Origin of the sequence: Paenibacillus sp. p3-SID867, from assembly GCF_025142895.1 — a bacterium.
In the GTDB taxonomy this organism is placed as follows: Bacteria; Bacillota; Bacilli; order Paenibacillales; family Paenibacillaceae; genus Paenibacillus_AQ.
This window is the reverse complement of sequence record NZ_JAMBDM010000023.1, coordinates 63992-87364: the sequence shown is the minus strand read 5'-3', so window position 1 is coordinate 87364 and position 23373 is coordinate 63992. Positions and strand designations below refer to the sequence as shown.

The following is a 23373-nucleotide window of genomic DNA, read 5'->3' as shown; positions in this document are numbered from 1 at the left end:
AACAACCATAAAGACCGTTATCGAGTCATCGATAGCGGTTTTTTTTGTTATACATAAAAAGTAATCATGAATCATCAGAAAGAAGGGTACCCTCGGGCGCCCTTCTTTTCTTTACCTTAATAAGCTTCCTTATCTAACATGTTTTCTTAGCTTAATATCTTTCCAAGATCAGCTGTGTCTTCAAGCCGTCCATAGGAAGCAGCCAACCGTTAGACTCGAGGGTGTCCATAAGCTCTGATCGGAGTTGGGAAGCAACCGAGACATCGGATGTTTTAAAAGAGATTTCGATTAAATTCTCGGTGCCTGTGCCGTCTGCATTACGAATCGGCCAAACTTCGAGGCTCATTTTCTGGCCATGCCAAGATCCTTCATAGCGGTAGAACGTCAGCGGTCCATGGATTCGGGACTGTGAGAGCTCTTGTTCACCCCAATTCGGGGAGGACCATTTTTTGAGCTTTCCAGGCAGTTTGTCCAGCAGTAAAGCCAAGGCGTCTTGTTCGGATGGGAGCGTAGTGCCGGTTGTATTCGTGCTTATTTTCTTGGTGTTGGAGAAGCTAAGCGTTTGTTTGCCGTAGCTCCAATCAATCTCGGCCTCGTAATTGTCATCCGAAGCATCAAAGCCTTCCTGGTTTGCCAAGCTAAGTGCGGCGTTAATATCTCCATTCACGATGGGATACCGTTTCTTATAGGTAAGCTCGTAGTTATCTTTATCCTCTTTTTTGCGAAAACGGACGTCCCAGCCTTCGGCATTCAGCCCCAAATTGTTCGTGTCATAGTAAGCTACACCGATTGCCTGGGGTGCAGAAGCTATTCCGAATGCTTGAATGACTTCGCTCCGCAGGTTTCCACCGGATTCCAGCACGGTTTCTGGTTTGGCAAGAAGCTTCACTTCATAGGAAGGTACGGCATTGGCGGCGGCCGAAACCTCCGCTGTCTGGAGTCCGGTTAATCCACTTCCTAAAGCCGCGAAACCTACCATGAAAGACAACGTCAGCTGTTTCCATTTTCTCAATACAATCACTCCCATAAGCTGGATTTAGGTACACAGCTTACTTTAAACGCTAAATAATTGTGAGTTGTTAACGAGGGAGGGCGACTGTATCAAATATGTATAGAATTATTGAATAGTGACATACATTTTTTGTTAATCCATCCCGTGGTTACAGTGTCCCCTATATTACAGGACTTGCTCTAATTGTTTGCCCACTTCGCGCAAGACCTCTTGAAAACGCTGAATTTGTACGGAAGGAAGACGGTCCCGATTATGGACGCTGTATATATGCCGGGATGCCCGATGGCCAGGGATCGGCAATACGTGCAGTAAGCCTTCTTGCTGCTCCCGCTGTACCGCCATCCGCGACATAAAGGAAATATGGTCCCCTAACAATACAAGTTGTTTGATCGCTTCCAGCGAGTCCAGCTCAACCGGACTCCTCATATGCAAACCATGCTGCGCAAGCCACAGGTCCGTCAGCTGTCTCGTGCTGGATTCGGTTCCATGCAAGGCAAAGGGAGTGCGAATGATCTGCTCGGGCTGCAGCGAATCCGTTTTGGTTAGCGGATGGTCAGGCGAACATATTAGGGTCAGATCATCCCTGCACAAGGACTCGGCCTGGAGACTGGGACCCGTAAAGGGCTCAGAAGAAATAATGCCCAGATCAATCTGGTGCCGCGCCAGCATGTCGCGGATAACCGGTGAAGGCTTGACGGATAAGGAGATCCGGATACCGGGAAACTCACGGGCAAAGGTATTCAATATCGCGGGCAGCAGATAGGTGGCAGGGACATAACTGGCTCCAATGTGCAGCGTTCCCCGATATAAGCTGTCGTATTCGCGGACGACTCGTTCCGACTCCTTGGCAAGCGCGTTTATTTTTACCGCATAATGCAGCAGAGCTTGTCCAGCCTCGGTGAGAAACGTTTTTCCGCTTCGGGACTCGAACAGCCGCACTTGTAGTTCCTCTTCTAGTGACTTCATATGAAAAGTAACCGTGGGCTGCTTAATGCCAAGTATTTCTGCCACGCTGGTCATATGATGATGGCGGTCGATCAGCTCCACAATTTGCAGCTTCATCAGATTCATTTGTATATCTCTCCCTTGATTATTCCTTATTTATGCTCTCTATATAGATTTAATCTATGAGTATCAACAGAATTCAAACAAAAAGTTAATTCCAAGTTTACATTAGTCTAATACAACGCTTAAACGTAGCCCTTACACTGGAAATAGCTTAAGAAGACAGGTTGGGATCGAAAGTGGATATTGAAATCAGGGGCATTCAAAAATCATTCCAAGGCACACCCGCGTTACTTCCTACCGATTTAAAACTGCGTCACGGTCAATTCACCACATTGCTCGGGCCGTCAGGCTGCGGCAAAACGACACTGCTCAGGATGATCGCAGGGCTGGAACAGCCGGACGGAGGAGAAATCTATGCGGAAGACCGGTGTATCTACTCCGTACACCAAAAGATTGACGTGCCGGCGCACAAACGCAGCTTCGGGATGGTATTTCAGGATTTTGCCCTCTGGCCGCATATGACGGTATACGAGAATGTTGCCTTCGGATTAAAAGCGGCCAAGCTTAAGGCGGATCTCAGACAAAAAGTAACCGAAGCGCTGGCCATGGTCCGCTTAGAGGGGATGGAGGAACGTTATCCGCATCAGCTGTCCGGTGGACAACAGCAGCGGGTTGCATTTGCCAGAGCAGTAGCCATTCGTCCGGCACTGGTACTGTTCGATGAACCTCTGAGTGCGCTGGATGCCGTGCTTAGGGAGGAAATGCGGATCGAAATGATGTCGCTTGTGAAGGATATGGGGCTGACTGCCCTTTATGTCACACACGATCAGGTGGAAGCCATGTCGATGTCGGATGAAATTGTGGTCATGCGGAAGGGAGAAGTCCTGCAGCGTGGAACCCCGGAGATGATATATGAAACACCTAGCCATCCCTTTGTGGCTTCGTTTATCGGCAAGTCCAACTGGCTGACGGTGGATCATTCCATGGTGAGACCGGAGCATGTGACCTGGAGCAGGACAAGCACGGAGGATGTATGCTATCAGGCAACCGTGCTAAGCGTGAGCTATGTAGGCGAGCGATACGAAATTCGCTTGCAGGTGGAGGGCTTGGACAAGTGGACCGCTTACCTGGACAAGAGGGTGCCTGTCGGAGAACGCGTAAATCTGTACGTGTCTCCACATAAGGTCTGTCGGATGGGTGAAGGAACAAGTCCTGATAAGAATACAGACATGCATCAAAATACAGCAAAACGTACGCCTGCTGCTGCAGGCTAAGATGAAGAGGAGTTGGGGAGAAATGAGTCAATTGAAGTTACCGAGAAAAAGCGCGATGCTGTTGCTGGCATCTGTCATGAGCCTAAGTCTGTTTGGATGCGGCAGTGCCCCAAATGGGGATTCCGTTACTATACCGGCACAGGATACAGGCAAATCATCTGCATCCGGGAGTACGCAAGTCGGAGGCAAGCTCGTTCTATACAGCGCAGGTCCTCAAAAGCTTGCCGACAATATCGTGAGCGGTTTTGAAGCCAAGACCGGCGTGAAGGTAGAGATGTTCCAAGGCACAACGGGCAAAATTTTGGCACGGATGGAAGCGGAAAAATCGAATCCGGTTGCGGATGTGGTCATTCTTGCATCTCTCCCCTCCGCACAAGCGCTGAAGGCGGATGGTCTGACATTGCCTTATCCTGAAGCCGCGAATGCGGACAAGCTGAATAAGGATTGGTCCGACGCCGAAGGAAACTATTTCAGCACTAGCGCATCGGCGCTGGGGATTGTATACAACACCAATCTGGTCTCTGCGCCGCCTCAAACCTGGGCTGATTTGGGCTTGCCGGAGTGGAAGGATGCGGTCAATATTCCGGATCCGACGCTGTCGGGATCGGCGCTGGATTTTATCACGGGTTATTTGAGTGTGAAGGGTGACGCAGGCTGGAAACTGTTCGAGGATTATAAAGCCAATGGCACGGCTATGGCAGGAGCGAATCAGGAAGCGCTGGATCCTGTGATCACCGGTGCCAAGAGTTTGGTTGCTGCAGGCGTGGATTACATGGCGTATTCGGCCAAAGCCAAAGGCGAGCCGCTTGACATTGTATACCCGGAAGAAGGAACCGTCGTGAGCCCGAGACCGGCTGCGATTTTGAAATCCAGTCCGAACGTGGATAATGCCAAGGCTTTCATCGACTACTTGCTGTCGGACGAAGCACAAAAGCTGGTGGCGGATGCCTATCTGATTCCGGGCCGTGTCGATGTGGAGGCTGAAGGCCGGACCAATCTGAACGATATTCCGGTGTTTAAAGTGGATTGGGCTTGGATGAATGACCATGGTGATGAGACGGCGGCACGTTTTTCCGAAGTATTCAAGTAAGTGCATTAGAGTGAACCACCACAGGAAGGCAATGTGAGGTGAACCGAAAAGTGAGACCTGTCATCATGGACAGTCAGCGTTTTTTACGGAAAATGGGCGTTATTCTCGCCCTTTTTCTTCTTCTTATAGGCATCGGTGTGCCATTGCTGCTTATTTTCTGGCAAAGTGTATACCCGGATCAGCACTTCGATTGGCTGGCGCCGATACGAACGATAGCCGGTCATGAGCTGTCCGGTATTTTGCTGCAATCCATCTGGCTGGGGGTATGCGTGGTGGCAGGATCGACACTGCTCGCGCTGCCGCTCGCCTGGATGATGGCCAAAACACGGCTAGGACAGCATCGGTGGGTGGACGTGATTTTGATGATTCCGTTCATGACCCCGCCGTATATCGGTTCGATGGGCTGGATTCTGTTTGTGCAAAAGGGCGGATATTTGCAGCAGTGGCTGCCGGGAACCGCGAGATGGAGCGATTCCTTCTTCAGCTTCGGAGGTATGGTGCTGATCATGAGTCTGCATTTGTTCCCGTTTCTCTATCTGCTGCTGCGGGACGCTCTGATTCGGATCGGCGGTAATCTGGAGGAGGCCGGCGCGGTTCACGGCGCAAGCGCTGGATACCGGTTTAGAAGAATCATACTGCCGCTGCTGTTATCCTCTTACGGCATGGGCGCGATGCTGGTGTTCGTCAAAACCATTGCGGAATTCGGCACCCCGGCAACGTTCGGTCGCCGCATCGGCTATTATGTAATGACCTCGGAAATCCACAAATATATTTCAAGCTGGCCCATCGATTTCGGTAAAGCGACCTCGCTGGCATCGGTCCTGCTGTCGGTTTGTCTGGTGATGTGGTACATGCAGTCTACGATCAGCCGGAGATTTACCTACCGTCTAGTCGGCGGCAAAGGTCAGCGCTCCAAGAGATATTCGCTGCGCGGCAGCAAAGGTGCCATCTGCGCTCTTTACATCGGTTTGCTGCTCGTATTGTCTGTCGGCATTCCTTATTTTTCCGTCATTGCGGCATCTCTGATGAAACTCCGGGGAGCCGGATTGTCCTTAGATAATCTGACGCTTGCTCATTACAAGGAGCTGCTGTCCTGGGGATCGGTCAGCCAGAAAGCCCTCGGGAACAGTCTGGGCCTGTCGCTTGCGGCATCTACCGTTGCCGTTCTGCTCGGTACCGGTTTTGCCCTGACAATCGGCAAGTCCCAGGCACGGATGCAGCGGGTCATCGATCTGTTAAGTCTCTTGCCGAATACGGTTCCCGGCATTGTGATGGTGGTCGGTTTGATCCTGCTCTGGAATGCGCCATGGATGCCGGTTACGCTCTACAATACTTATGGGATGGTGGTGCTGACATATGTCGTGCTGTTCCTCCCCTATACGGTGCAATATGTAAAGGCCAGCTTTACGCAGATTGACGGTACTCTGTTTCAGGCGGGTCAAGTATTTGGCGGCGGTCCTCTGCTTGTACTGCGGCGCATTCTGCTGCCGCTGATTATGCCCGGCATGCTGGCGGGATGGATCATGACCTTCACGATTGCTTCACGGGAGCTGGTCGGATCACTGCTCATTCTGCCGCCATCGATGCAGACATCGGCTACGTATATTTTTGCCCAGTTTGAGCAGGGACAGGTATCTCTCGGGATGGCGATGGCCGTTGTCTCCGTCGGTATGACGGTGCTGCTGTTGCTGCTGGTCGAAGCTATGAATTCTAAAAGAAAGTGGAATGCATCATGATGAAACTGACGGTATGGGGCGGTGCAGGCGAGCATGGCCGCTCCGCGTATTTACTGAGCGGCAGCCAGGTTCATTTGCTCCTGGATTGCGGCGTCAAGAAGGAAGGATCGGGGGACTATCCCATGATCCAACAAGAACAGGTACCGAAGCTGGATGCCGTGTTTCTGTCGCATGCCCACGAGGACCACTCGGTGGCGATTCCGCTCCTGTACCGGCTTGGCTACCAAGGGGAGGTATGGACCACCCGGGAGACGGCAGCGCAGTTAACGGCCTACTTTGCCTCCTGGAAAGAGTACACGGCAAGGGCAGGCGTAGAGCTTCCTTATATGGAGGAGGATCAGCTGGCGATCCGCTACCGGTATCTGGAGGAAGAGGCTGAGAAGTTGACATGGTTTGAGGCGCTTCCGGGCGTGGAGATCATGTGGGGACGAAGCGGCCATATGGTGGGGGCTGTTTGGTTTTTGGTACAGGCTGAGGGAAAACGAATCTTCTATTCAGGCGACTACACATCGGAATCGCTGCTGCTTGAGGATGACAGCCCAGCGCTGGTAGACAAGCCCTCTTCCATGCTGCTGGATCTGGCTATAGTGGATGCGGCTTACGGAACGGACGCTACATCACAGGCCGATAAGCTAAAGCAGTTGGAACATAAGATTGAGAGCACGCTGCAAACCGGCGGGAAGGTATTGATACCGGTGCCGGCCGCCGGCCGAGGGCAGGAAATGATCCTATGGGCATACAGGAATTGGGGAAATGTGCCGATCATGATCGAAGCGCCGCTGATCGAAGGAATGAAGCGACTGCTTGCTCGTTCGGAGTGGCTTCGCAGCCAGGAATCCGATCAAGGAATGAGGGATCAGCTGGAGTTATTGCTGAACCGGAACGACTGGATCGTGCCCGCTAGCCAAGCGGAACGTGAGTCCTTGCTCCATAAGCACGGGGCATCGCTATGGTTCGTAACGGATGGGATGATGCAGTCGAATCTTGCGCAGTGGTACTACCGCCAGATGTCCGGCGATACCCGGAATCTGGTTCTGCTCACAGGCCATGTTTCCCAGGGGTCCTTTGGACATCGCCTCCTTCAACATCCGGCCTCGTACGGTGCCTGCTCTGTCACGAAAATCAGGTATAAGGTACACCAGGGTCTGGCGGATGTGCGCCAGATGATAACCGGCGTTCCGGCACTGCATACCGTACTCGTCCATGCAGACAAAGGAGAAACGGACCGGTTACGAGCCCGTCTGACAGAGGAAGCACCGAACCCCAACCTTCACATTTATTCCATGTCGGTTGGTGAGGAAGTCTATTTCTAGTCGTGCTTGGAGAACCTTTATCGCTTTCGCGATAAAGGTTTTTTGTGCGGAATGGCGGTTGTGTGTTTAGATGCAGGTGAAGTTGGTGAAGGCTGTAATGAGCATATGTAAAAATAAATTAGTACCAAGTACTAGTACTTGGTGATATAATAGTTACAAACTTGGAGGTGTGAATGATGAGCCAATCAAAGTCAAGAATTACGGCAATCGGGACCTATGTTCCTGAACGGATACTAACCAATGCCGATTTAGAAAAGATGGTTGAAACCAGTGATGAGTGGATTGTGCAGCGAACAGGCATGAGGGAGCGCCGGATTGCTGCCCCGCATGAGTTCGTGTCGGATCTCGCCATCAAGGCTGTAGAGGATATGGTTGATCGATACGGCGTTACCGTGCGGGATGCTGATATGATTCTTGTGGCCACAAGCACGCCGGAATATTCTTTTCCCAGTACAGCTTCACGGGTCCAATCGAAGCTGGGCATTGCAAGCACGGGTGCGCTGGATCTGAATGCTGCTTGTGCGGGATTTGTATATGCACTCCAGATGGCTGACGGATTAATATCCGGGGGAGCCTACCGTAAGATTCTGGTTATCGGCGCAGAAACCTTATCGAAGATTACGGATTACACCGACCGAACGACATGCGTATTGTTTGGGGACGGCGCCGGTGCCGTATTGTTGGAGAAAGATGAGGATTCGCCAAGTGTCATAGCATCTGTATCGGGAACTTTTGGCGAGGGCGGCATACATCTGTATAAAACAGCGCTCTCCGAGCAAATGGACGGCACGGAATTAAAGAGCGGCTGCCTTGTTCAAAATGGTCGTGAAATTTATAAGTGGGCCATTCGGAACATTCCGGACGGCGTTCGATCTCTTCTGTCCAAAGGAGGCATGACCGCGGAGGAAGTGGATTGGTTTGTCCCGCATAGCGCCAATCTTCGCATGATCGAGGCGATTAACGAGCGTGGGCCATTTACAATGGATCGCACTTTAACCAGCGTCGAGTACCGCGGGAATACGTCGGCAGCCTCCATTCCGCTTGCACTTCAGCTGGCGGTGGATGAAGGACGGCTCAAAGTGGGAGACCATGTCTTACTCTACGGGTTTGGCGGGGGAATGACCTATGCCGGCTCCATCGTCAAATGGACGATATGATTCCTTAATATCTATAAGACCGCTATCGACATACGATATGCGGTTTTTTTGTGCTGCGATTTTTGGATGACCGAGCCTGAATCGTAATAAATTCAACTCAAATTCGAAAGTTTACCACCTCAAAATTTGGCGTCGCTTTCATTAGACTAAAGAAGAAAAATACGTTTCATGGAAGAGGGGTAGAACGATGAAAAGATTTAAGTCATGGAGCTTGCTGCTCCTGAGTGTCATCATGGTGTTTACGCTTGCCGCATGTGGAGGCGGGGGCGGTAACGGAAGCAGTACGGCTGAATCTCCGGGGGGAGGAAGCAGCGAAGAGACAGGCAATACGAAAGAAGGAACCGAGTCCACAGAGAAAATCGAGCTCTCCTTCTGGTCGCTGGGAACAACCAACTATGAGGATCTGGCAAAGGAATATACGAAGGAGCATCCGAACATCACGTTCAAATTCCAGAATACGTCGGATCAAACCGCACATCACAACAACCTGACGACAGCATTGTCCGCTGGCTCGGGCGCGCCTGACATTTTCCAATTAGAAATCGCGTTTATGGAGCGTTTTATCAACAACCAGGATAAATTCTACAATCTGTACGATCTCGGCGCTAAAGACTTAGAAGGCAACTACCTGGAGTGGAAATGGAAGCAGGCTACTTCGGTTGACGGCACCTTCCAACTCGGTCTGCCAACAGACATCGGTCCTACGGTCGTATATTACCGTACGGATCTGGCAGAGCAAGCCGGACTGCCGACGGATCCGGACGGGTTTAGCGCAGCGATTGATTCATGGGACAAATTCGCCAGCGTAGCCAAGGACTTCACAAGCAAAACAGGAAAGCCGTTCGCCGACTTGACGGACCTGGTATATAACGGGGTGCGCGACCAGTCCCCGGATCAAATCTACTTCAACAAAGAAGATGGCTCCTTTATCGGAGATACGAACCCGCAAGTGAGAAAAGCTTACGACTTTACGGTAAAAGGAATTCAGGAAGGCTGGATCGGCAACTGGATTCTGTGGTCTCCTGAATGGCAAAAAGCGATCAATGATGGAGACTTTGGCGTCATGCTCGGCCCGGCTTGGATTGCCGGCACGATCCGCAATGCGAAGGATACCGCAGGCAAATGGCAGATTGCCCAGCTTCCTGAAGGAGCAGGCAACTGGGGCGGTTCGTTCCTGACCCTGCCGAAGGAAGGCAAGCATTCGAAGGAAGCCTACGAATTCATCTCGTGGGTGCTTAACAAAGAGAATCAGCTGAAATCGTTCAAGGACAGCGGCTTGTTCCCGTCCATCCCGGCGGTTTACAGCGAGCCTTCATTCACGGAGGAGAAGGATGAATTCTTCGGCGGTCAAGTCATTTCCGAAGCGTATGCCAAGTCAGCGGAACGCATCAAGCCGGTTTACTACGGACCGCTTCACGACCAGACCGACACGATCATCAAGAACGCGCTCAAAAACGTGCTGGAGAAAAAAGCCGACCCGCAAAAAGAATGGGAAAGCGCAATGAAACAAATCAAGACGCTGGTTGATCGCAGCTAGGAAAAGGAGCATTCTTCCTCGCCAGCTCATTCAGCCCGTAATCCGTCCGAATCCGAGTAGGGAGGAAGCTCTCTTCGCTCGGATTCGGATTTATCCTTATCTACCTGGAGGTGCATTCATGGCAGACACAGTTACAGCAGAGTCACCGCAACCGGTGCCCCCTAGGCGGCGCTTGTTGACGGAGACCGTGCGCAGCCGGTTTACGGCTTATACGTTCATATCGCCATTCTTCATCTTGTTCGCAATCTTCGGTCTGTACCCGATCCTGTTTACCATCTATTTGTCCTTCTTCAAATGGGATGCGCTCGGACCGATGAAATACGTCGGCTTCAAGAATTACGAGCTGATTACAAGCGATCCGACCTTCTGGATCGCATTTAGCAACACACTCATTATGGCTTTGATGGGAACCGTGCCGCAGCTGATTGTGGCATTATTTGTTGCGGTTATGCTCAACTCGGCCTTGAACAGATTCAAGAACACGTTCCGTATTCTGTATTTTATGCCGAACATCACCTCCATCGTTGCCGTAACGCTGGTGTTCAGTACGATGTTTGGCAACAACGGGATGGTCAACTGGCTCCTGAACACCTTCGGCGCGGAAAGCGTACCGTTCAACTCCGGCTGGTGGGGAGTCAAAATCGCAATATCGTCCATGGTCATGTGGCGGTGGATGGGCTATAACGCCATTATTTTTCTGTCGGGTCTGCAGAGCATTCCGACCGATATTTATGAGGCAGCCAAAATCGACGGTGCCACCCGAGGCCAGCAGCTGCTCTATATCACGCTGCCGCTTCTTCGGCCATTCATTTTGTTCGTTACCTTGGTATCGACGATCGGCGCGCTCCAATTGTTTACGGAGCCTTATGTATTCCTAGGTCAGTCCGGCACGGGCTCTACGCGGCAGGAAGGGGTAACGATGGTCACGTATCTGTATAATGAAGCATTTAAGAACGGATTTTTCGGTACGGCTGCGGCAACGGCGGTGCTCTTGTTTATCGCCACCATTCTATTCTCGGTATTGAACATGATGGTGGGTCGCGAAGGTAAAGATACGGGAGGTAAAAAAGCATGAGCACAGTCGCCATAAGCCGGAAAAAACCGGATGAACCCGGTATTATCGCCAAATTCTTTTTCTACCTCTTCATGATCCTTGGCGCACTGGTCTCGATCTTCCCGTTCTACTGGATGTTTGTCGTGGCTACGAATGACAAGGATGCGGCATTTCATATTCCGCCGCTCCTTACGCCCGGAACGGAGTTCCTGGATAACTTCTCGCGCGTGCTGGAGCGAACGGATTTTTTCAGGGCATTGATGAACTCGGTCGTTGTGTCTTCCGCCGTTACATTGTCCGTTGTGTTCCTCTGTACGCTGGCGGGTTATGCTTTTGCCAAGTATGAATTTCCTTTGAAGAAGACGCTGTTTGTTTTTGTCATTGCCACGATGCTTGTACCTGCCCAGCTGGGCGTGCTTCCACAGTACGTCATCATGGCCAAGCTGCACTGGATCGACAGCTACAAAGCGCTGATCGTACCCGCCATGGTCAATGCCTTCGGCATCTTCTGGATGCGGCAGTACATCGCTTCCGCCGTTCATACTGAGCTGATCGAAGCGGGGCGGATTGATGGCGGCGGACACTTCCGGATTTTCTGGAACATCGCCATTCCTGTCGTAACACCGGCGATGGCTACACTGGGGATTCTGAATTTCATGAACGTGTGGAATGATTTCTTCTGGCCGCTCGTCGTATTGAAAAACAGAGAAAATTACACCATTCAAATTGCGCTGCAGCAATTGTTCACCAATAAGGATGGCCTTGATTTTGGAATGATCATGTCGGCCACCTTCACGGCGACGCTGCCGCTTCTCATTGTGTTTCTATTGTTCAGCCGCTACGTCATCGCGGGACTGACATCAGGCGCCATAAAAAGTTAACAAGCAAGGTGAAGTCGACAAGGAATGCGGCCTGTCATGAAGAATAATAGACATAGTAGAGTGGAGGGAGGAAGGATCCATGAAACTCCGCCGAAAGATATTGCTGGCTATTATTCTTCTGGTCTTCATTCCGGTCATCGCGCTGGGCGGGGTATCCTATTACAGCTTTTCGGAAGCGATGGAGAAGAAATCGAATGATTTCTACTGGATTTCGCTTCTGGAAACGGATCGCAAACTGAAGTTTGCCTTGAACGAAATCACGACGATTTCGAACTCGGCGATTACCCAGCAATCGGTTCAGCAGATGCTGAAACAGCCGGAATACGCGGTTACCTATGAACGGCGGCAGGAGATCAACAATCTGATCAATCATCCGATGATTGCGTCGTTTGCTTTTTATTCGAATGACCGGTTGATGTATAACACGAATGGCGGAATGGAGCTTCAGGAACTGAGGCAGCAGGCATGGTATGAAGCGGTGGAGAAGGCGGAGGGGCGTCCCGTATGGGTCGGACCCGGCGAGAACGGCTCTGCGGCTGACGGCGCTCCCGTTTTGATTCAATCCAGGATCATCAAGGACTATTACTCGCTGGAGGATATCGGAACCGTGGTCATCTACGTGAAGCCGGATCTTCTCGATCAGGTGTTCTGGGAGGCGGCAACGCTGAAGCAGGGAGACATTTTGCTGGTCAATCAGCAGGGGCACATCGTGTTTAGCAAGTCAGGCGGGCATATCGGGGAGCGGACGGAGTTCCCGTTTCTCTCGGATAGTTACAAGACGAATGGAAAAGGCTACTATATCGATCAATATGCAGGCGAAAAATCGCTGATCACATATTCACCTTCTCATAATAAAGATTGGTTTCTGGTCGCCATCACGCCAAGTAAACTGATTTCGGCTGAATCGGTCCCGATTCGCAACCTAGCCTTGATCCTGGGGTTGATCTCGCTCGTGTCGGCGTTCCTGTTCGACCGTTTTTTTGTGCGCAGAATGGTGCGCAGCATCATCAGCGCGGTGAACGGGATGAAGCGCGTTAAGCAGGGCATCTTCGTTCCGATCCCGTCGCATAACGTGGCGGAAGACGAGACGGATCTGTTAATCGACGGCTTTAACCGGATGAGCACGCAGATCCAGGAGCTGATTGGACAGGTCGAGACGGAACAAGCGCGAAAAAAGGAAGCGGAGCTGCAGGCGCTTGTCGCTCAGATCAATCCGCACTTCATCTATAATTCACTGGAATCGATCAATTCGATGGCCGTGCTTCAGGGTAACAAGGATATCAGCAAGATGGTGGTTTCCCTTGGAAAGCTGCTGCGTATCAGCATCAGCGAGCATCACGAACTCATACCGGTTAGCATGGAGCTGGAGCATGTCCAGCATTATATGCGGATACAGAAATTCAGGTTTGAAGAAAAATTCGATTACGGCATTGAGCTTCCGAATGAACTGAGGCACTACGTTACGCAAAAGCTGATTATTCAGCCGATTGTTGAGAACGCTTTATATCACGGGATCGAGCCGATGGAGGAAAGCGGACTGATCTCCATCCGGGTGTCCGAGGACGGCGAGGATATCGTGATTGACGTGGAGGACAACGGTCCGGGCTTCGAGCCGGAAACGCTGATGAAGCTGTGGAATTCGGATCCGGGACAGCTCAAGAAGTATCGCGAGAACGGAGTCGGATTGAAGAATGTCCATGAAAGGCTGCGGATCCGGTTTGGCAGCCGTTACGGCCTGATGATCTGTTCCTCCCCAGGTTACGGCTCCTTGATCCGAATCCGAATACCGAAAATACTGACATGACAGGGGGGCTGCAGGGTGAGATGGTTTTGGAATTGGGGCTGGATCGTCGGATATGCCGCTCTGTTGTCGCTGTCTGTCGTGTGGGTGACGGTACAGAATCAGGGACCGGCCCAGGAGGAACAGCCGGAGAAAATCACGCTGACGTTCCGGCATTTCTGGAACAAGGAGCATGACAAGCCGGTGCTGGCCGTATTCGAGAGCATCGTCCGCACGTATGAGAAAGCGCATCCAAACGTAAAGGTGAACTTCGAGAGCATCGATCAGACGATTCACCGGGAACAAAAGCTGAAGAGCGAGATGGTGACCGGCACGCCGCCGGATATGTTTGTTTTGTTCGGAGGAGCCGAGATCGTGCCTTATGCCAGATCCAACCGGTTGATGGATTTAACGGATTTTTTGCAGGATACCGGATTGAAGGAGCAGTTCAAAGATCTGCACCATTGGACCTTCGAGGACCGGATTTATGGCCTGCCCTTCGAGGGACACGCAGAGCCGATCTATTATAACCGGGCTTTATTCCGGCAGCTGAAGCTGGAGCCTCCGAAGACGCTGGGGGAGATGGACGAAGCTATTCGTGTTCTTCGGGATAACGATATCATCCCCTTTGCGGTCGGCAACGAAGACAGGTGGCCGGCGGGAATTTTTGCCCACTATTTCATGGATCGCTACGCCGGGCCGGAACTGATAGACCGGCTGGTCGAAGGAGATGATCAGGCCAGCTTTGTGCAAGAGTCGTATTTGGAGGCGTTTGAGCACTTGGAGCTGTGGATCAACGATGGGGCGTTCAGCCCGAACGCAAATGATCTTTCCACGGAAGAAGCGATTGCCCAGTTCACGGAAGGAAAAGCAGCGATGTATATGAACGGCAGCTGGGATATTACGCTGCTGCAGAATGAGGATTACCCGGGTTTTCAGAATGAAATCGGCGTCATTCCCTTTCCGTCTCTCCTTCCCGGCGAAGAACGTTCATTAGCAGGGGGATATACAATCGGCATCGGGCTGTCATCGGACTTGGATGAAACGAAAAAGCAATCGGCTCTGGAACTGCTGGGCATGTTCTATACCCCGGAGGTGCAGACTCGGCTGGTGTATGAAGGGTTGCGCGTCCCTTCGATGAAGATTGATTATGATTCCAAGAAAACCGGGCCGGTTTTTGCCCAAGTCACGGAATTGATGGAGGAATCCACGAGCACGTTTCTGCCTTACGACAACACGTTATCACCCGAGGTGAACAGTTCGTTCCTTAAGGTGATCGAGGATATGATTGGAGGACGGATCGATGCTGCCGGCGCGTTGGAGCAAATTCAGAAGTCCTCGGTGCGGTATTGGAAGCTTAGGCGGAATACGACAGCAGAGTAAACAGGAGACAGGGGGAACGTCATGGGCGGATCGGAAGGCAAATTCAGAGTTATGCTGGTCGATGATGAGCCGATCATTCTGCGCAGTCTAAGGGCAGCCATCCCCTGGGATGAGCTGGATCTCGAAGTCGTTGGGGAGGCCAAGACAGGGGACAGCGCTCTCAAGCTGGCGCGTGAAGTGTCGCCGCATATGATCATCAGCGATATACGCATGCCGGGTATGGATGGCATTACGCTCATGAAGGAGCTGAAGGCGGATCAGGCACGGCGGATCATTATTTTCATTAGCGGGTATGGCGAATTCGAATACGCAAGGGAAGCGCTGCGCGAAGGGGCTTTCGATTACTTGCTGAAGCCGATCGATCACGATGAGCTGACGGAAACGATAGCCAAGGCGGCCAGAACCCTGGAGAAACAGATTGCGGATGATCAAATGCTGCACTCGATCAAGGTTTTATCTCTGCTGGCCCGGGAGCGAATGCTGACGGAATTCATCGAGGGGAACCGAAGCCCCCTGCAGCATATGCAGTGGCTGGAAGACAGCGAGCTGGAGCATGGATACACGATGGCCGTCATTCAGTTGGATCATTACTTGCGGCTTAACGAGTTATGGAGCATGGACGAGAAGCGCCTGTGGCTGTTTGCCGTACGGAACGTCCTCGAGGAATGGTCCTTGCAGCATGGCGGACTGACGGTATTTCCTTTCCGCAGCGGTGAATGGGTGCTGCTGTTTCCGAACCTGTCGAGGGAGCGGCAGGAGGAGATCGGCCGGGATCTGGTGCAATTGATCAAGCGGAATACGAAGCTGTCCTGCTCGGTCGGCTTCAGTCCCAGCATGGCCGGGATTGACCGCTTGGGAACGGCTTACGAGACCGCTGTTCGCGCCTTATACCAGCGGTTTTATTCCGGGGAAGAGGGGGTGTTTCTCGGAACGCCCGATTCCGTTATGGAAACGGCCAGCGAAGCGAAGTATCCGAAGCATCTCGAGTCGCTCATGGTGGAAAGCATCCGCACGCTTCACAAGGAGCGGCTGCTGGAGCTTTTTGACGAGACGAAGGCTTATATTGAGGAGCATGCGTTCAGCAGGGAGATGACCGAGCGGGTGCTGCTGGAAATGAGCGTCGTGCTGTATCGGCAGTTTGAGCATATGAAGGTTCTGTTTGAGTGGTCGCTGGAGGAATTGCTGCAGGAGCTTCATGCATCCGGCACCCTTCAGCAGCTGATGGACGTTGTGAAAAGCCATTTCAGCAAGTGGATTGCCGAGAGCCGGTCCGGGCAGGCCAAGGACAATGTCCAGGCCGTTATGGGCAAAGCCAAGGAGTACATCGCGGAAAATTACCAGAAGGATCTCAGCATTGAAGAGGTATCGGAGCTGGCGGATTTGAGCATCAGCCATTTCTGTACCCTGTTTAAGGGAACAACGGGATATACGTTTCTGGAGTACTTAACGGAATGCCGGATCGAGAAGGCAAAGAGTATCCTGCTGAATACGGATGTGAAGGTATACCAGGTAGCGCCAATGGTAGGGTATCAGGACCCTCGCTATTTTACGCAGGTGTTCAAAAAAATAACAGGGAAAACGCCCTCCGAGTATCGGGAAGAGGCGATATCCAAGACTTAAAGAGGCGAAGACCCGTTCGTGGTGTAATGGGCCAATCATGCGAGGATAGGTTTCAGCATAGCAGGGAATGAATAACAGATCCATTTTTCCGGAGTTGATCAGGGAAAAAGAGTTCTGTTATTTTTATTTTAAATATCTTAATATTAAGACTTGACGATTCCTGAGTTAAATACTAAACTGAGATTAAGCACCAGATGCACAAGATAAGTTGAAGAAGCAAGGGTGAAGCAGCTTTTTGAATAAGGTGTTTAATTATAACAGACAGGTGACTTGGATGGTTCACATGGGTTTCGTTAATGAAGAATAAATCAAATATAAATGGAGGTTGAAGTCATGAAGTTTAAAGGAATTCATCACGTATCCGCGTTAACGGCTGCGGCTTCTCGGAACTTCGAATTTTATACGCAGGTTCTTGGCATGCGCTTGGTTAAGAAGACGGTGAACCAGGACGATGTCTCGGTATACCATCTGTTTTACGGCGACGAAAAAGGAAACCCTGGGACGGAGCTTACCTTCTTCGAAATTCCGATGGCCGGTCGGACCCGTGAGGGAAACAACAGCATCTCGGCAACATCCCTTCGCGTACCCAGTGACCGCGCTTTGGAATACTGGACCCGGCGGCTGGATGAGCACGGTGTAGAACGCGAGGAGATCAAGGAACGTGCCGGCCGATTGACACTTCTCTTCAGGGATTTCGAGGGCCAGCGCATCATTCTGGTTTCGGATGAACATAATGAGGGCGTTCCTGGGGGCATCCCGTGGGAAAAGGGACCGGTTCCGGCGGAATACGCCATTATCGGATTAGGTCCGGTGCAGCTTACCGTGCCTAATCCGGTTCAGACCGTAAAGGTATTGACGGAGCTGATGGGCTTCCGCTACAAAGGTCAGTATGCCTCGCCTGTAGACGGGCAGCCGGATATCCTTGTTTTTGAGACAGGGGAAGGCGGAACGGGAGCGGAAGTGCACGTCGAGGAACGAACGGACCTTCCGCAGGAGCGGCTTGGTCGGGGCGGCGTTCATCACGTTGCATTCCGCGTAGAGGACGAGGAGGAGCTCCGGGCATGGATCGACCGGATTGGCGATGTGGGATTTTCGAATTCGGGGTTTGTCGATCGCTTCTACTTCCGTTCCTTGTATTTCAGAGAGCCTAACGGTATTTTGTTCGAGGTGGCTACCGACGGCCCGGGCTTTGACACGGATGAGCATATCGATCATCTCGGCGAATCCCTGGCGCTGCCGCCGTTCCTTGAGCCGAAGCGGGAACAGATTGAAGCGCACCTGAAGCCTCTTCATACCATTCCATCATGATGGCGCATATACGCGCAGCAAAAAGCACCGGGCAAGCCTCCATTTTGAGGCATATGCCGGGTGCTTTTTTTTGATCTATTCATACAGCTGTGAAATGGCTTTTGCGGCTGTGCCGACATGCTCGCGCAGCTCCTGCGGCGCAATCACCTCGATTTCCGCTCCGCAGCTTAGAAGGAATGCGGAGGCCGATTCCAGGGTGTTGAATTCCAAATCGGCCGCTATCCACCTGTCGTTCTGGCTTTCCATGTCGCATCGGATTATTTTTACGTATCGCTCCCGCTCAAAGCGTTTGATCAGAGAGACGGTCATTCGAACCTGTGCCGGATACTTCGGGAGATTCTGCATGAACCGTGTCAGCGACTCCTCCCAATACTCGGCTAGATTAAAATCGGTCGGGCGCTCAAAGGTATCCTCGGACATGACGGCATCCACGATTCTCGATACACGGTAGGTTCGCAGTTCGCCTTCGGATTCCGCGACCACATACCAGGTGCTGCGTTTGGCAACAAGCCCGAGCGGATAAATGATTCTTTCGACCCGCTCCTCCCCCTTCATATATTGGATTCGGGTGATGCGATCCAGCCACAGCGCCTCCTGAAGCACTGTAAGATACGGATGCGACTCACGGTAGGAGTGCCAGCCTGCGCCATCAATATGGATTTTTTCCCGAATGATTTCGGCGTCCTGCCTTACGGAGCTGGGGGAAGAGGCCAATAATTTCTGATAGGCCGCATCAAACTGCTTGCGGATTCCTAGATCCCCGATCAGCGGGCTGTGACTGGAAACCAGCAGGGAGATGAGTTCGTCAGGCGTCATCCCGGTCAGGTTCGTTCGATAGCTCTCTTCCAGCACCCAACCGCCGAGGGAGCCTCTTTCCGCATAGACGGGAATACCGGCCGAGCTTAGACTTTCCATATCGCGTATGATCGTTCGTTCCGATACCTCGAGCTGCTCCGCTAAATAACGGGTGTTTTTCTTACCCCCGTTCTGTAGCATCAGCATAATGGACAATAGACGATCCGCCCTCAAGTTATGTCACCTCTTTACTATCTGTAGAAGATAATTGTATTGTAGCACGGATATAAGACAAGGGATGTCATATATGACTGATAGGATAAGGATGTTGAGAATATTCAGTATACAGGTTGGAGGTTACGCTATGAATAAGGATGAGTTTAAGCCATTACAAGGTAAAGTGGCCGTCGTTGCCGGAGCGACCCGGGGGGCTGGCCGTGCCATTGCGGTGATGCTGGGTGCAGCAGGGGCAACGGTGTATTGCACGGGACGGAGCGTACGTGGTCAGGTGTCGGATATCAAGCGGTCTGAGACGATTGATGACACGGCGGATATGGTGACGGCGCGGGGCGGGATCGGCATCGCCGTGCAATGTGACCATACCGTAGAGGAGCAAGTAAAGGCATTGTTTGAACGAGTTCGCGAGGAGCAGCAAGGACGGCTGGACATCCTCGTTAATGATATATGGGGAGGCGAGAACCTTACGCACTGGAATATCCCGTTCTGGGAGCAGTTTCTGTCCGATGGATTGTTGATGCAGGAGCGGGCGGTTACCACGCACATGATTACAAGTTATTACGGTGTTCCGCTGATGGTGGACAGCGGCGGGGGATTGGTCATTGAAGTTACGGATGGATCTACGTATCGGTATCGCGGGAACTTGTACTACAGCTTGGCAAAAATTTCGGCGATCCACCTGGCTGCTGCCATGGCGGAAGAGCTGCGTCCCTATCAGGTAACAGCGCTGTCCGTTACACCAGGATTTCTGCGTTCCGAACAAATGCTGGATCACTTTGGCGTGACGGAAGACAATTGGCAGGATGCCGCAGCGCAGGAGCCGCATTTCATCGAGTCGGAGACCCCCTATTTCCTTGCGCAGGGCATTGCTGCGCTGGCAGCCGATCCAAATGTAGCCGACAAGAGCGGCAGGGCGCTCTCCAGCTGGGATTTGTCGGATGAATACGGATTTAGCGACATCGATGGACGCAGACCGCATTGGGGTAATTATGCGAAGAAGCAAGGCTTACCTCTTTTATAAAAGAAAGGGCATGTAAAACAGGGTGACCTACCGCCATGATGGCGAATAGGTCACCCTGTTTTGTTGTGGATTTAACCGCTGCGTAATCTGAATCGTGGCAGTTGCCGGTAAATCGCACCATGAAAGCCTTCATCCTATTCAATCAAGTTAGGAACGGCCGCGTCTCATCGAACCCATGATCAGGCTGACGATAAAGACAAGCACCACGGCACCGATCAGAGCAGGCAGGATGAAGAATCCTCCCATTTCCGGTCCCCAAGATCCGAGCAGAAGTCCACCAAGCCAAGCACCGACAAAACCAGCAATGATGTTACCGATGATACCGCCGGGAATGTCTCTGCCCATAATCAAGCCCGCAATCCAACCAATGATACCACCAACGATTAATGACCAAAGAAAATTCATTGTTTATCACCTCGTATAAGTTATAGTTGTTTGTGCCTTACTATTAACCAAAGACGTGACTTTTAAACCGGATGATAACAAAATCACTTTTTTCCAGCAGACGAAATGTCGTGTCATTCTTTGATAAATGCGGGGCTTTTGATTATGCTTGAATTATCGTTAGGTTGATAATAATAAAGGAGCTGGCATGGGACTCATGGTTGAGAAATGGACTGAAGAATATACGATTCAATCCGTTGATGCGGATTTTAAAGGGGATTGCCGTTGGTCTTCGCTGCTCAGTATTTTGCAAAGAGCGGCTGACCGGCATATTGAGGCGCTCGGGATCAGTCGCGAGGAGATGATCGAGCGGGGAATGGGCTGGATGCTGATAACGCTTGAGCTTGATATGCGGCGGATGCCAAGGGATATGGACACTGTATATGTTGACACCTGGAGCCGCGGGTCCAAAGGAGCGCTGTGGCACCGGGATTACCGGATAAAGAACGGTGATGGAGAAATGCTGGGCGAAGCCCGCTCGGTATGGGCGCTGGTGGATATCCATAAGCGGAAAATTTTGCGTCCGTCCATGTTTCCATATGAGGTGCCGATCGGTCAGGAAACGGTTGGAGAACTGCCAAACAAAGCTGTATTACCGGAAGGAGTACAGCTGGATGAGGCGTATACGTACATGGTCCGGTATAGCGGAATCGATACGAATGGTCATTTGAATAATGCCCGTTATGCAGACCTGTGCTTTGACGTGCTGAGTGAGCAGGAGCTTCGGGAAGGGCAAGTGACGGGCTTCAAGATTACATATCATAACGAGGCCAGGCTGAAGGATACGATCCTGATCAGACGTTCGGCGGAGGAGAACAACAGGGTGTACGTACAGGGTACGTCGCCGGACGGAACCAACTTTTTTGAGGCGGCTATCGTTAGGGAATCATAAACCATCAGGCGAATTCTTTCGAAGGGAAAGAGCGGCCTGACGCTTCATGGAGGGTGAACGGATGTACAAAATCATGATTGTTGAGGATGACCCCAAGCTGGCGGGGCTGCTGCAATCGCATATCGAACGGTACGGAAATGATGGAACCATCATCGAGGATTTCGATCATGTGCTGGAGCGATTCCATGAGATAAAGCCGCATATTGTTCTGCTCGACGTGAATCTGCCAAGCTTTGACGGCTATTATTGGTGCCGCCAGATCAGGTCGGTATCAACCTGTCCGATTATTTTCATATCCGCTCGGAACGGGACCCCTGATCAGTTACGGGCGCTGGAGAACGGCGCGGATGATTATATCACCAAGCCGTTTGCTTATGATATCGTCATCGCCAAGATCCACAGCCAGCTTCGACGCGTATACGGTGATTATGCAGCAGCATCCGCCGAGCGTACGGTTGAGAAGGACGGGCTCGTCCTGTATCCCGAACGGATGGAGCTGATCCTTGAGGACCGGACATCCATACTCACCAAAAAAGAAACCATTCTCCTGGAAACGCTGCTAAGCCGGAGCCCCCGGCTGGTCACGCGCGAGACGATTCTGGAGAAGCTGTGGGATGATACATTCGTTGACGATAATACGCTCAGCGTGAATATTAATCGGGTGCGCAAACGGCTTGCGGAGTTAGGGATTGAGAATGCGCTGGAAACGATCCGCGGCTCGGGATATCGACTGCACACGGTTTGGAAAAGGTAAGGGAAGGCTATGAAAAAGCTGTTTTGGCGTGAGCAACTACCCTTGATACTATTTACGGTCGCCGAGTTGTTTGTGGTGCTGCTCGTATTCTGGTATGACGGTTATGATCATCCGGTGACAGCCGCCTATGCCGTTTTCCTCGGTCTGACCATTCTGGGCGGATACTTGGCATTCCGGTACTTCACGCACCGGGATTTCTATGAGCGGCTGTCACAGCCTATCAGGTCGCTGGAGGAATCGATCAAGCATAATGAATCCGCCCCGCTGCCCACGGCCCTTAGCGAGCTTATGGAAGAGCAATACCGTCAATACCGAACGGTCATGGAGGAGTGGGAGCGCCGGCGGAAAGAGCATATGATCTTCATGAATCAATGGGTACATCAGATGAAAACGCCGCTGTCCGTCATTGAGGTGATCACGCAAGAGGATGATAACGATTCCTTCAAGAGTATATCCGAAGAGTCCGACCGGATTCGGCGCGGGCTTGAGATGGTGCTTTACATGTCCAGGCTCGAAACATTTGAACAGGATTTCAGCGTGGAGCCTGTGAAGCTCCACCAGATTGCAGTCGATGCAGTTCACGAGAACAAGCGCTACTTTATTCACAGCCATGTGTATCCGGAAGTCCGGATCGACCCGGACCTCACCGTCCAGACGGATGCCAAGTGGCTTCGTTTCATCATGCTGCAGCTGCTGTCCAATGCCGTCAAATATTCCGCCGGTACCGGCCTTAAAGTGACGATCCAAGCCCACCGGAGCGAGGATCACCGTCATGTTGTGCTGGAGATCACGGATCGCGGGATAGGCATACCCAAATCCGACATGAAGCGGGTGTTCGACCCGTTCTATACCGGGGAAAACGGACGCAAGCTTAAGGAATCCACCGGCATGGGCTTATATCTCGTCAAGGAGGTCGTTCATAAAATGAACCACCAAATCGAGCTGGAATCCGAGCAGGGGAAAGGAACGACCGTGAGGTTGATTTTTTCGGGGTGAGACTCGGGATAAGTAGTTCTTTTGTGCTGGTGGATGCTTATGATGTCAAGTAAGTTGGAGGCTGTCTCAAGATCAAGATAA

20 protein-coding genes are annotated in these 23373 nt (G+C 51.8%); 16 read left to right on the top strand and 4 right to left on the bottom strand.

What is annotated here, in order from left to right:
• Window positions 1-151: 151 nt before the first annotated feature.
• Window positions 152-1021, bottom strand: coding sequence for a hypothetical protein (locus tag M4D81_RS30190; protein ID WP_260069168.1), 870 nt, complete (start codon window positions 1019-1021; stop codon window positions 152-154).
• A 156-nt stretch (window positions 1022-1177) separates the two neighbouring features.
• Entirely contained in the window at window positions 1178-2083 is a 906-nt protein-coding gene (locus tag M4D81_RS30185; protein WP_260069167.1) for a LysR family transcriptional regulator, read from the bottom strand.
• A gap of 173 nt (window positions 2084-2256) precedes the next feature.
• On the opposite strand from M4D81_RS30185, the gene M4D81_RS30180 reads away from it, so the two are divergent.
• From M4D81_RS30180 to M4D81_RS30125, 12 genes are all read left to right on the top strand, one after another.
• Window positions 2257-3294 (top strand): ABC transporter ATP-binding protein, encoded by a 1038-nt coding sequence (locus tag M4D81_RS30180; protein WP_260069166.1) that lies wholly within the window; start codon window positions 2257-2259, stop codon window positions 3292-3294.
• Window positions 3295-3316: 22 nt separating this feature from the next.
• On the top strand, window positions 3317-4384 hold the full coding sequence (locus tag M4D81_RS30175; protein WP_260069165.1) for an ABC transporter substrate-binding protein: 1068 nt from the start codon (window positions 3317-3319) through the stop codon (window positions 4382-4384).
• Window positions 4385-4476: 92 nt separating this feature from the next.
• Window positions 4477-6120: an ABC transporter permease gene (locus M4D81_RS30170; RefSeq protein ID WP_260069170.1), complete on the top strand. Its 1644-nt coding sequence runs from the start codon at window positions 4477-4479 to the stop codon at window positions 6118-6120.
• Window positions 6117-7433, top strand: coding sequence for an MBL fold metallo-hydrolase (locus M4D81_RS30165; RefSeq protein ID WP_260069164.1), 1317 nt, complete (start codon window positions 6117-6119; stop codon window positions 7431-7433). The genes M4D81_RS30170 and M4D81_RS30165 overlap by 4 nt, the downstream gene beginning before the upstream one ends.
• A gap of 176 nt (window positions 7434-7609) precedes the next feature.
• Entirely contained in the window at window positions 7610-8590 is a 981-nt protein-coding gene (locus M4D81_RS30160; RefSeq protein WP_260069169.1) for a ketoacyl-ACP synthase III, read from the top strand.
• Window positions 8591-8777: 187 nt separating this feature from the next.
• Complete coding sequence (locus M4D81_RS30155; RefSeq protein ID WP_071221586.1) at window positions 8778-10127, top strand: ABC transporter substrate-binding protein; 1350 nt, start codon at window positions 8778-8780, stop codon at window positions 10125-10127.
• Window positions 10128-10245: 118 nt separating this feature from the next.
• The gene (locus M4D81_RS30150; protein WP_071221585.1) at window positions 10246-11202 is read left to right on the top strand and encodes a carbohydrate ABC transporter permease; all 957 of its coding nucleotides are present in this window, start codon (window positions 10246-10248) and stop codon (window positions 11200-11202) included.
• Window positions 11199-12062 carry a carbohydrate ABC transporter permease gene (locus M4D81_RS30145; RefSeq protein ID WP_071221584.1) on the top strand — a complete coding sequence of 288 codons (864 nt, stop codon included), beginning with the start codon at window positions 11199-11201 and terminating at the stop codon, window positions 12060-12062. The genes M4D81_RS30150 and M4D81_RS30145 overlap by 4 nt, the downstream gene beginning before the upstream one ends.
• Window positions 12063-12141: 79 nt before the next feature.
• Entirely contained in the window at window positions 12142-13866 is a 1725-nt protein-coding gene (locus tag M4D81_RS30140; protein ID WP_071221583.1) for a sensor histidine kinase, read from the top strand.
• A 15-nt stretch (window positions 13867-13881) separates the two neighbouring features.
• Window positions 13882-15225, top strand: a complete 1344-nt coding sequence (locus M4D81_RS30135; RefSeq protein WP_260069163.1) for an ABC transporter substrate-binding protein — start codon at window positions 13882-13884, stop codon at window positions 15223-15225.
• Between the two features lie 21 nt (window positions 15226-15246).
• Window positions 15247-16845, top strand: a complete 1599-nt coding sequence (locus tag M4D81_RS30130; protein ID WP_260069162.1) for a response regulator transcription factor — start codon at window positions 15247-15249, stop codon at window positions 16843-16845.
• 333 nt (window positions 16846-17178) lie between these two features.
• Window positions 17179-18153, top strand: coding sequence for a ring-cleaving dioxygenase (locus tag M4D81_RS30125; RefSeq protein WP_260069161.1), 975 nt, complete (start codon window positions 17179-17181; stop codon window positions 18151-18153).
• Window positions 18154-18228: 75 nt separating this feature from the next.
• Here M4D81_RS30125 and M4D81_RS30120 read toward each other — a convergent pair whose 3' ends face one another.
• Window positions 18229-19182: a helix-turn-helix transcriptional regulator gene (locus M4D81_RS30120; RefSeq protein WP_260069160.1), complete on the bottom strand. Its 954-nt coding sequence runs from the start codon at window positions 19180-19182 to the stop codon at window positions 18229-18231.
• A gap of 130 nt (window positions 19183-19312) precedes the next feature.
• On the opposite strand from M4D81_RS30120, the gene M4D81_RS30115 reads away from it, so the two are divergent.
• Window positions 19313-20206: an SDR family oxidoreductase gene (locus tag M4D81_RS30115; RefSeq protein ID WP_260069159.1), complete on the top strand. Its 894-nt coding sequence runs from the start codon at window positions 19313-19315 to the stop codon at window positions 20204-20206.
• A 147-nt stretch (window positions 20207-20353) separates the two neighbouring features.
• Here M4D81_RS30115 and M4D81_RS30110 read toward each other — a convergent pair whose 3' ends face one another.
• A complete protein-coding gene (locus M4D81_RS30110) occupies window positions 20354-20611 on the bottom strand; it encodes a GlsB/YeaQ/YmgE family stress response membrane protein (protein ID WP_260069158.1) in 258 nt (85 codons plus the stop codon).
• Window positions 20612-20807: 196 nt separating this feature from the next.
• On the opposite strand from M4D81_RS30110, the gene M4D81_RS30105 reads away from it, so the two are divergent.
• The 3 genes from M4D81_RS30105 to M4D81_RS30095 all read left to right on the top strand — a co-directional run bounded on the left by M4D81_RS30105 (window position 20808) and on the right by M4D81_RS30095 (window position 23292).
• Complete coding sequence (locus M4D81_RS30105) at window positions 20808-21542, top strand: acyl-[acyl-carrier-protein] thioesterase (protein WP_260069157.1); 735 nt, start codon at window positions 20808-20810, stop codon at window positions 21540-21542.
• A gap of 61 nt (window positions 21543-21603) precedes the next feature.
• Entirely contained in the window at window positions 21604-22296 is a 693-nt protein-coding gene (locus M4D81_RS30100; RefSeq protein ID WP_071221576.1) for a response regulator transcription factor, read from the top strand.
• A 9-nt stretch (window positions 22297-22305) separates the two neighbouring features.
• Window positions 22306-23292: a sensor histidine kinase gene (locus M4D81_RS30095; RefSeq protein ID WP_260069156.1), complete on the top strand. Its 987-nt coding sequence runs from the start codon at window positions 22306-22308 to the stop codon at window positions 23290-23292.
• The last annotated feature ends 81 nt before the right edge of the window (window positions 23293-23373 follow it).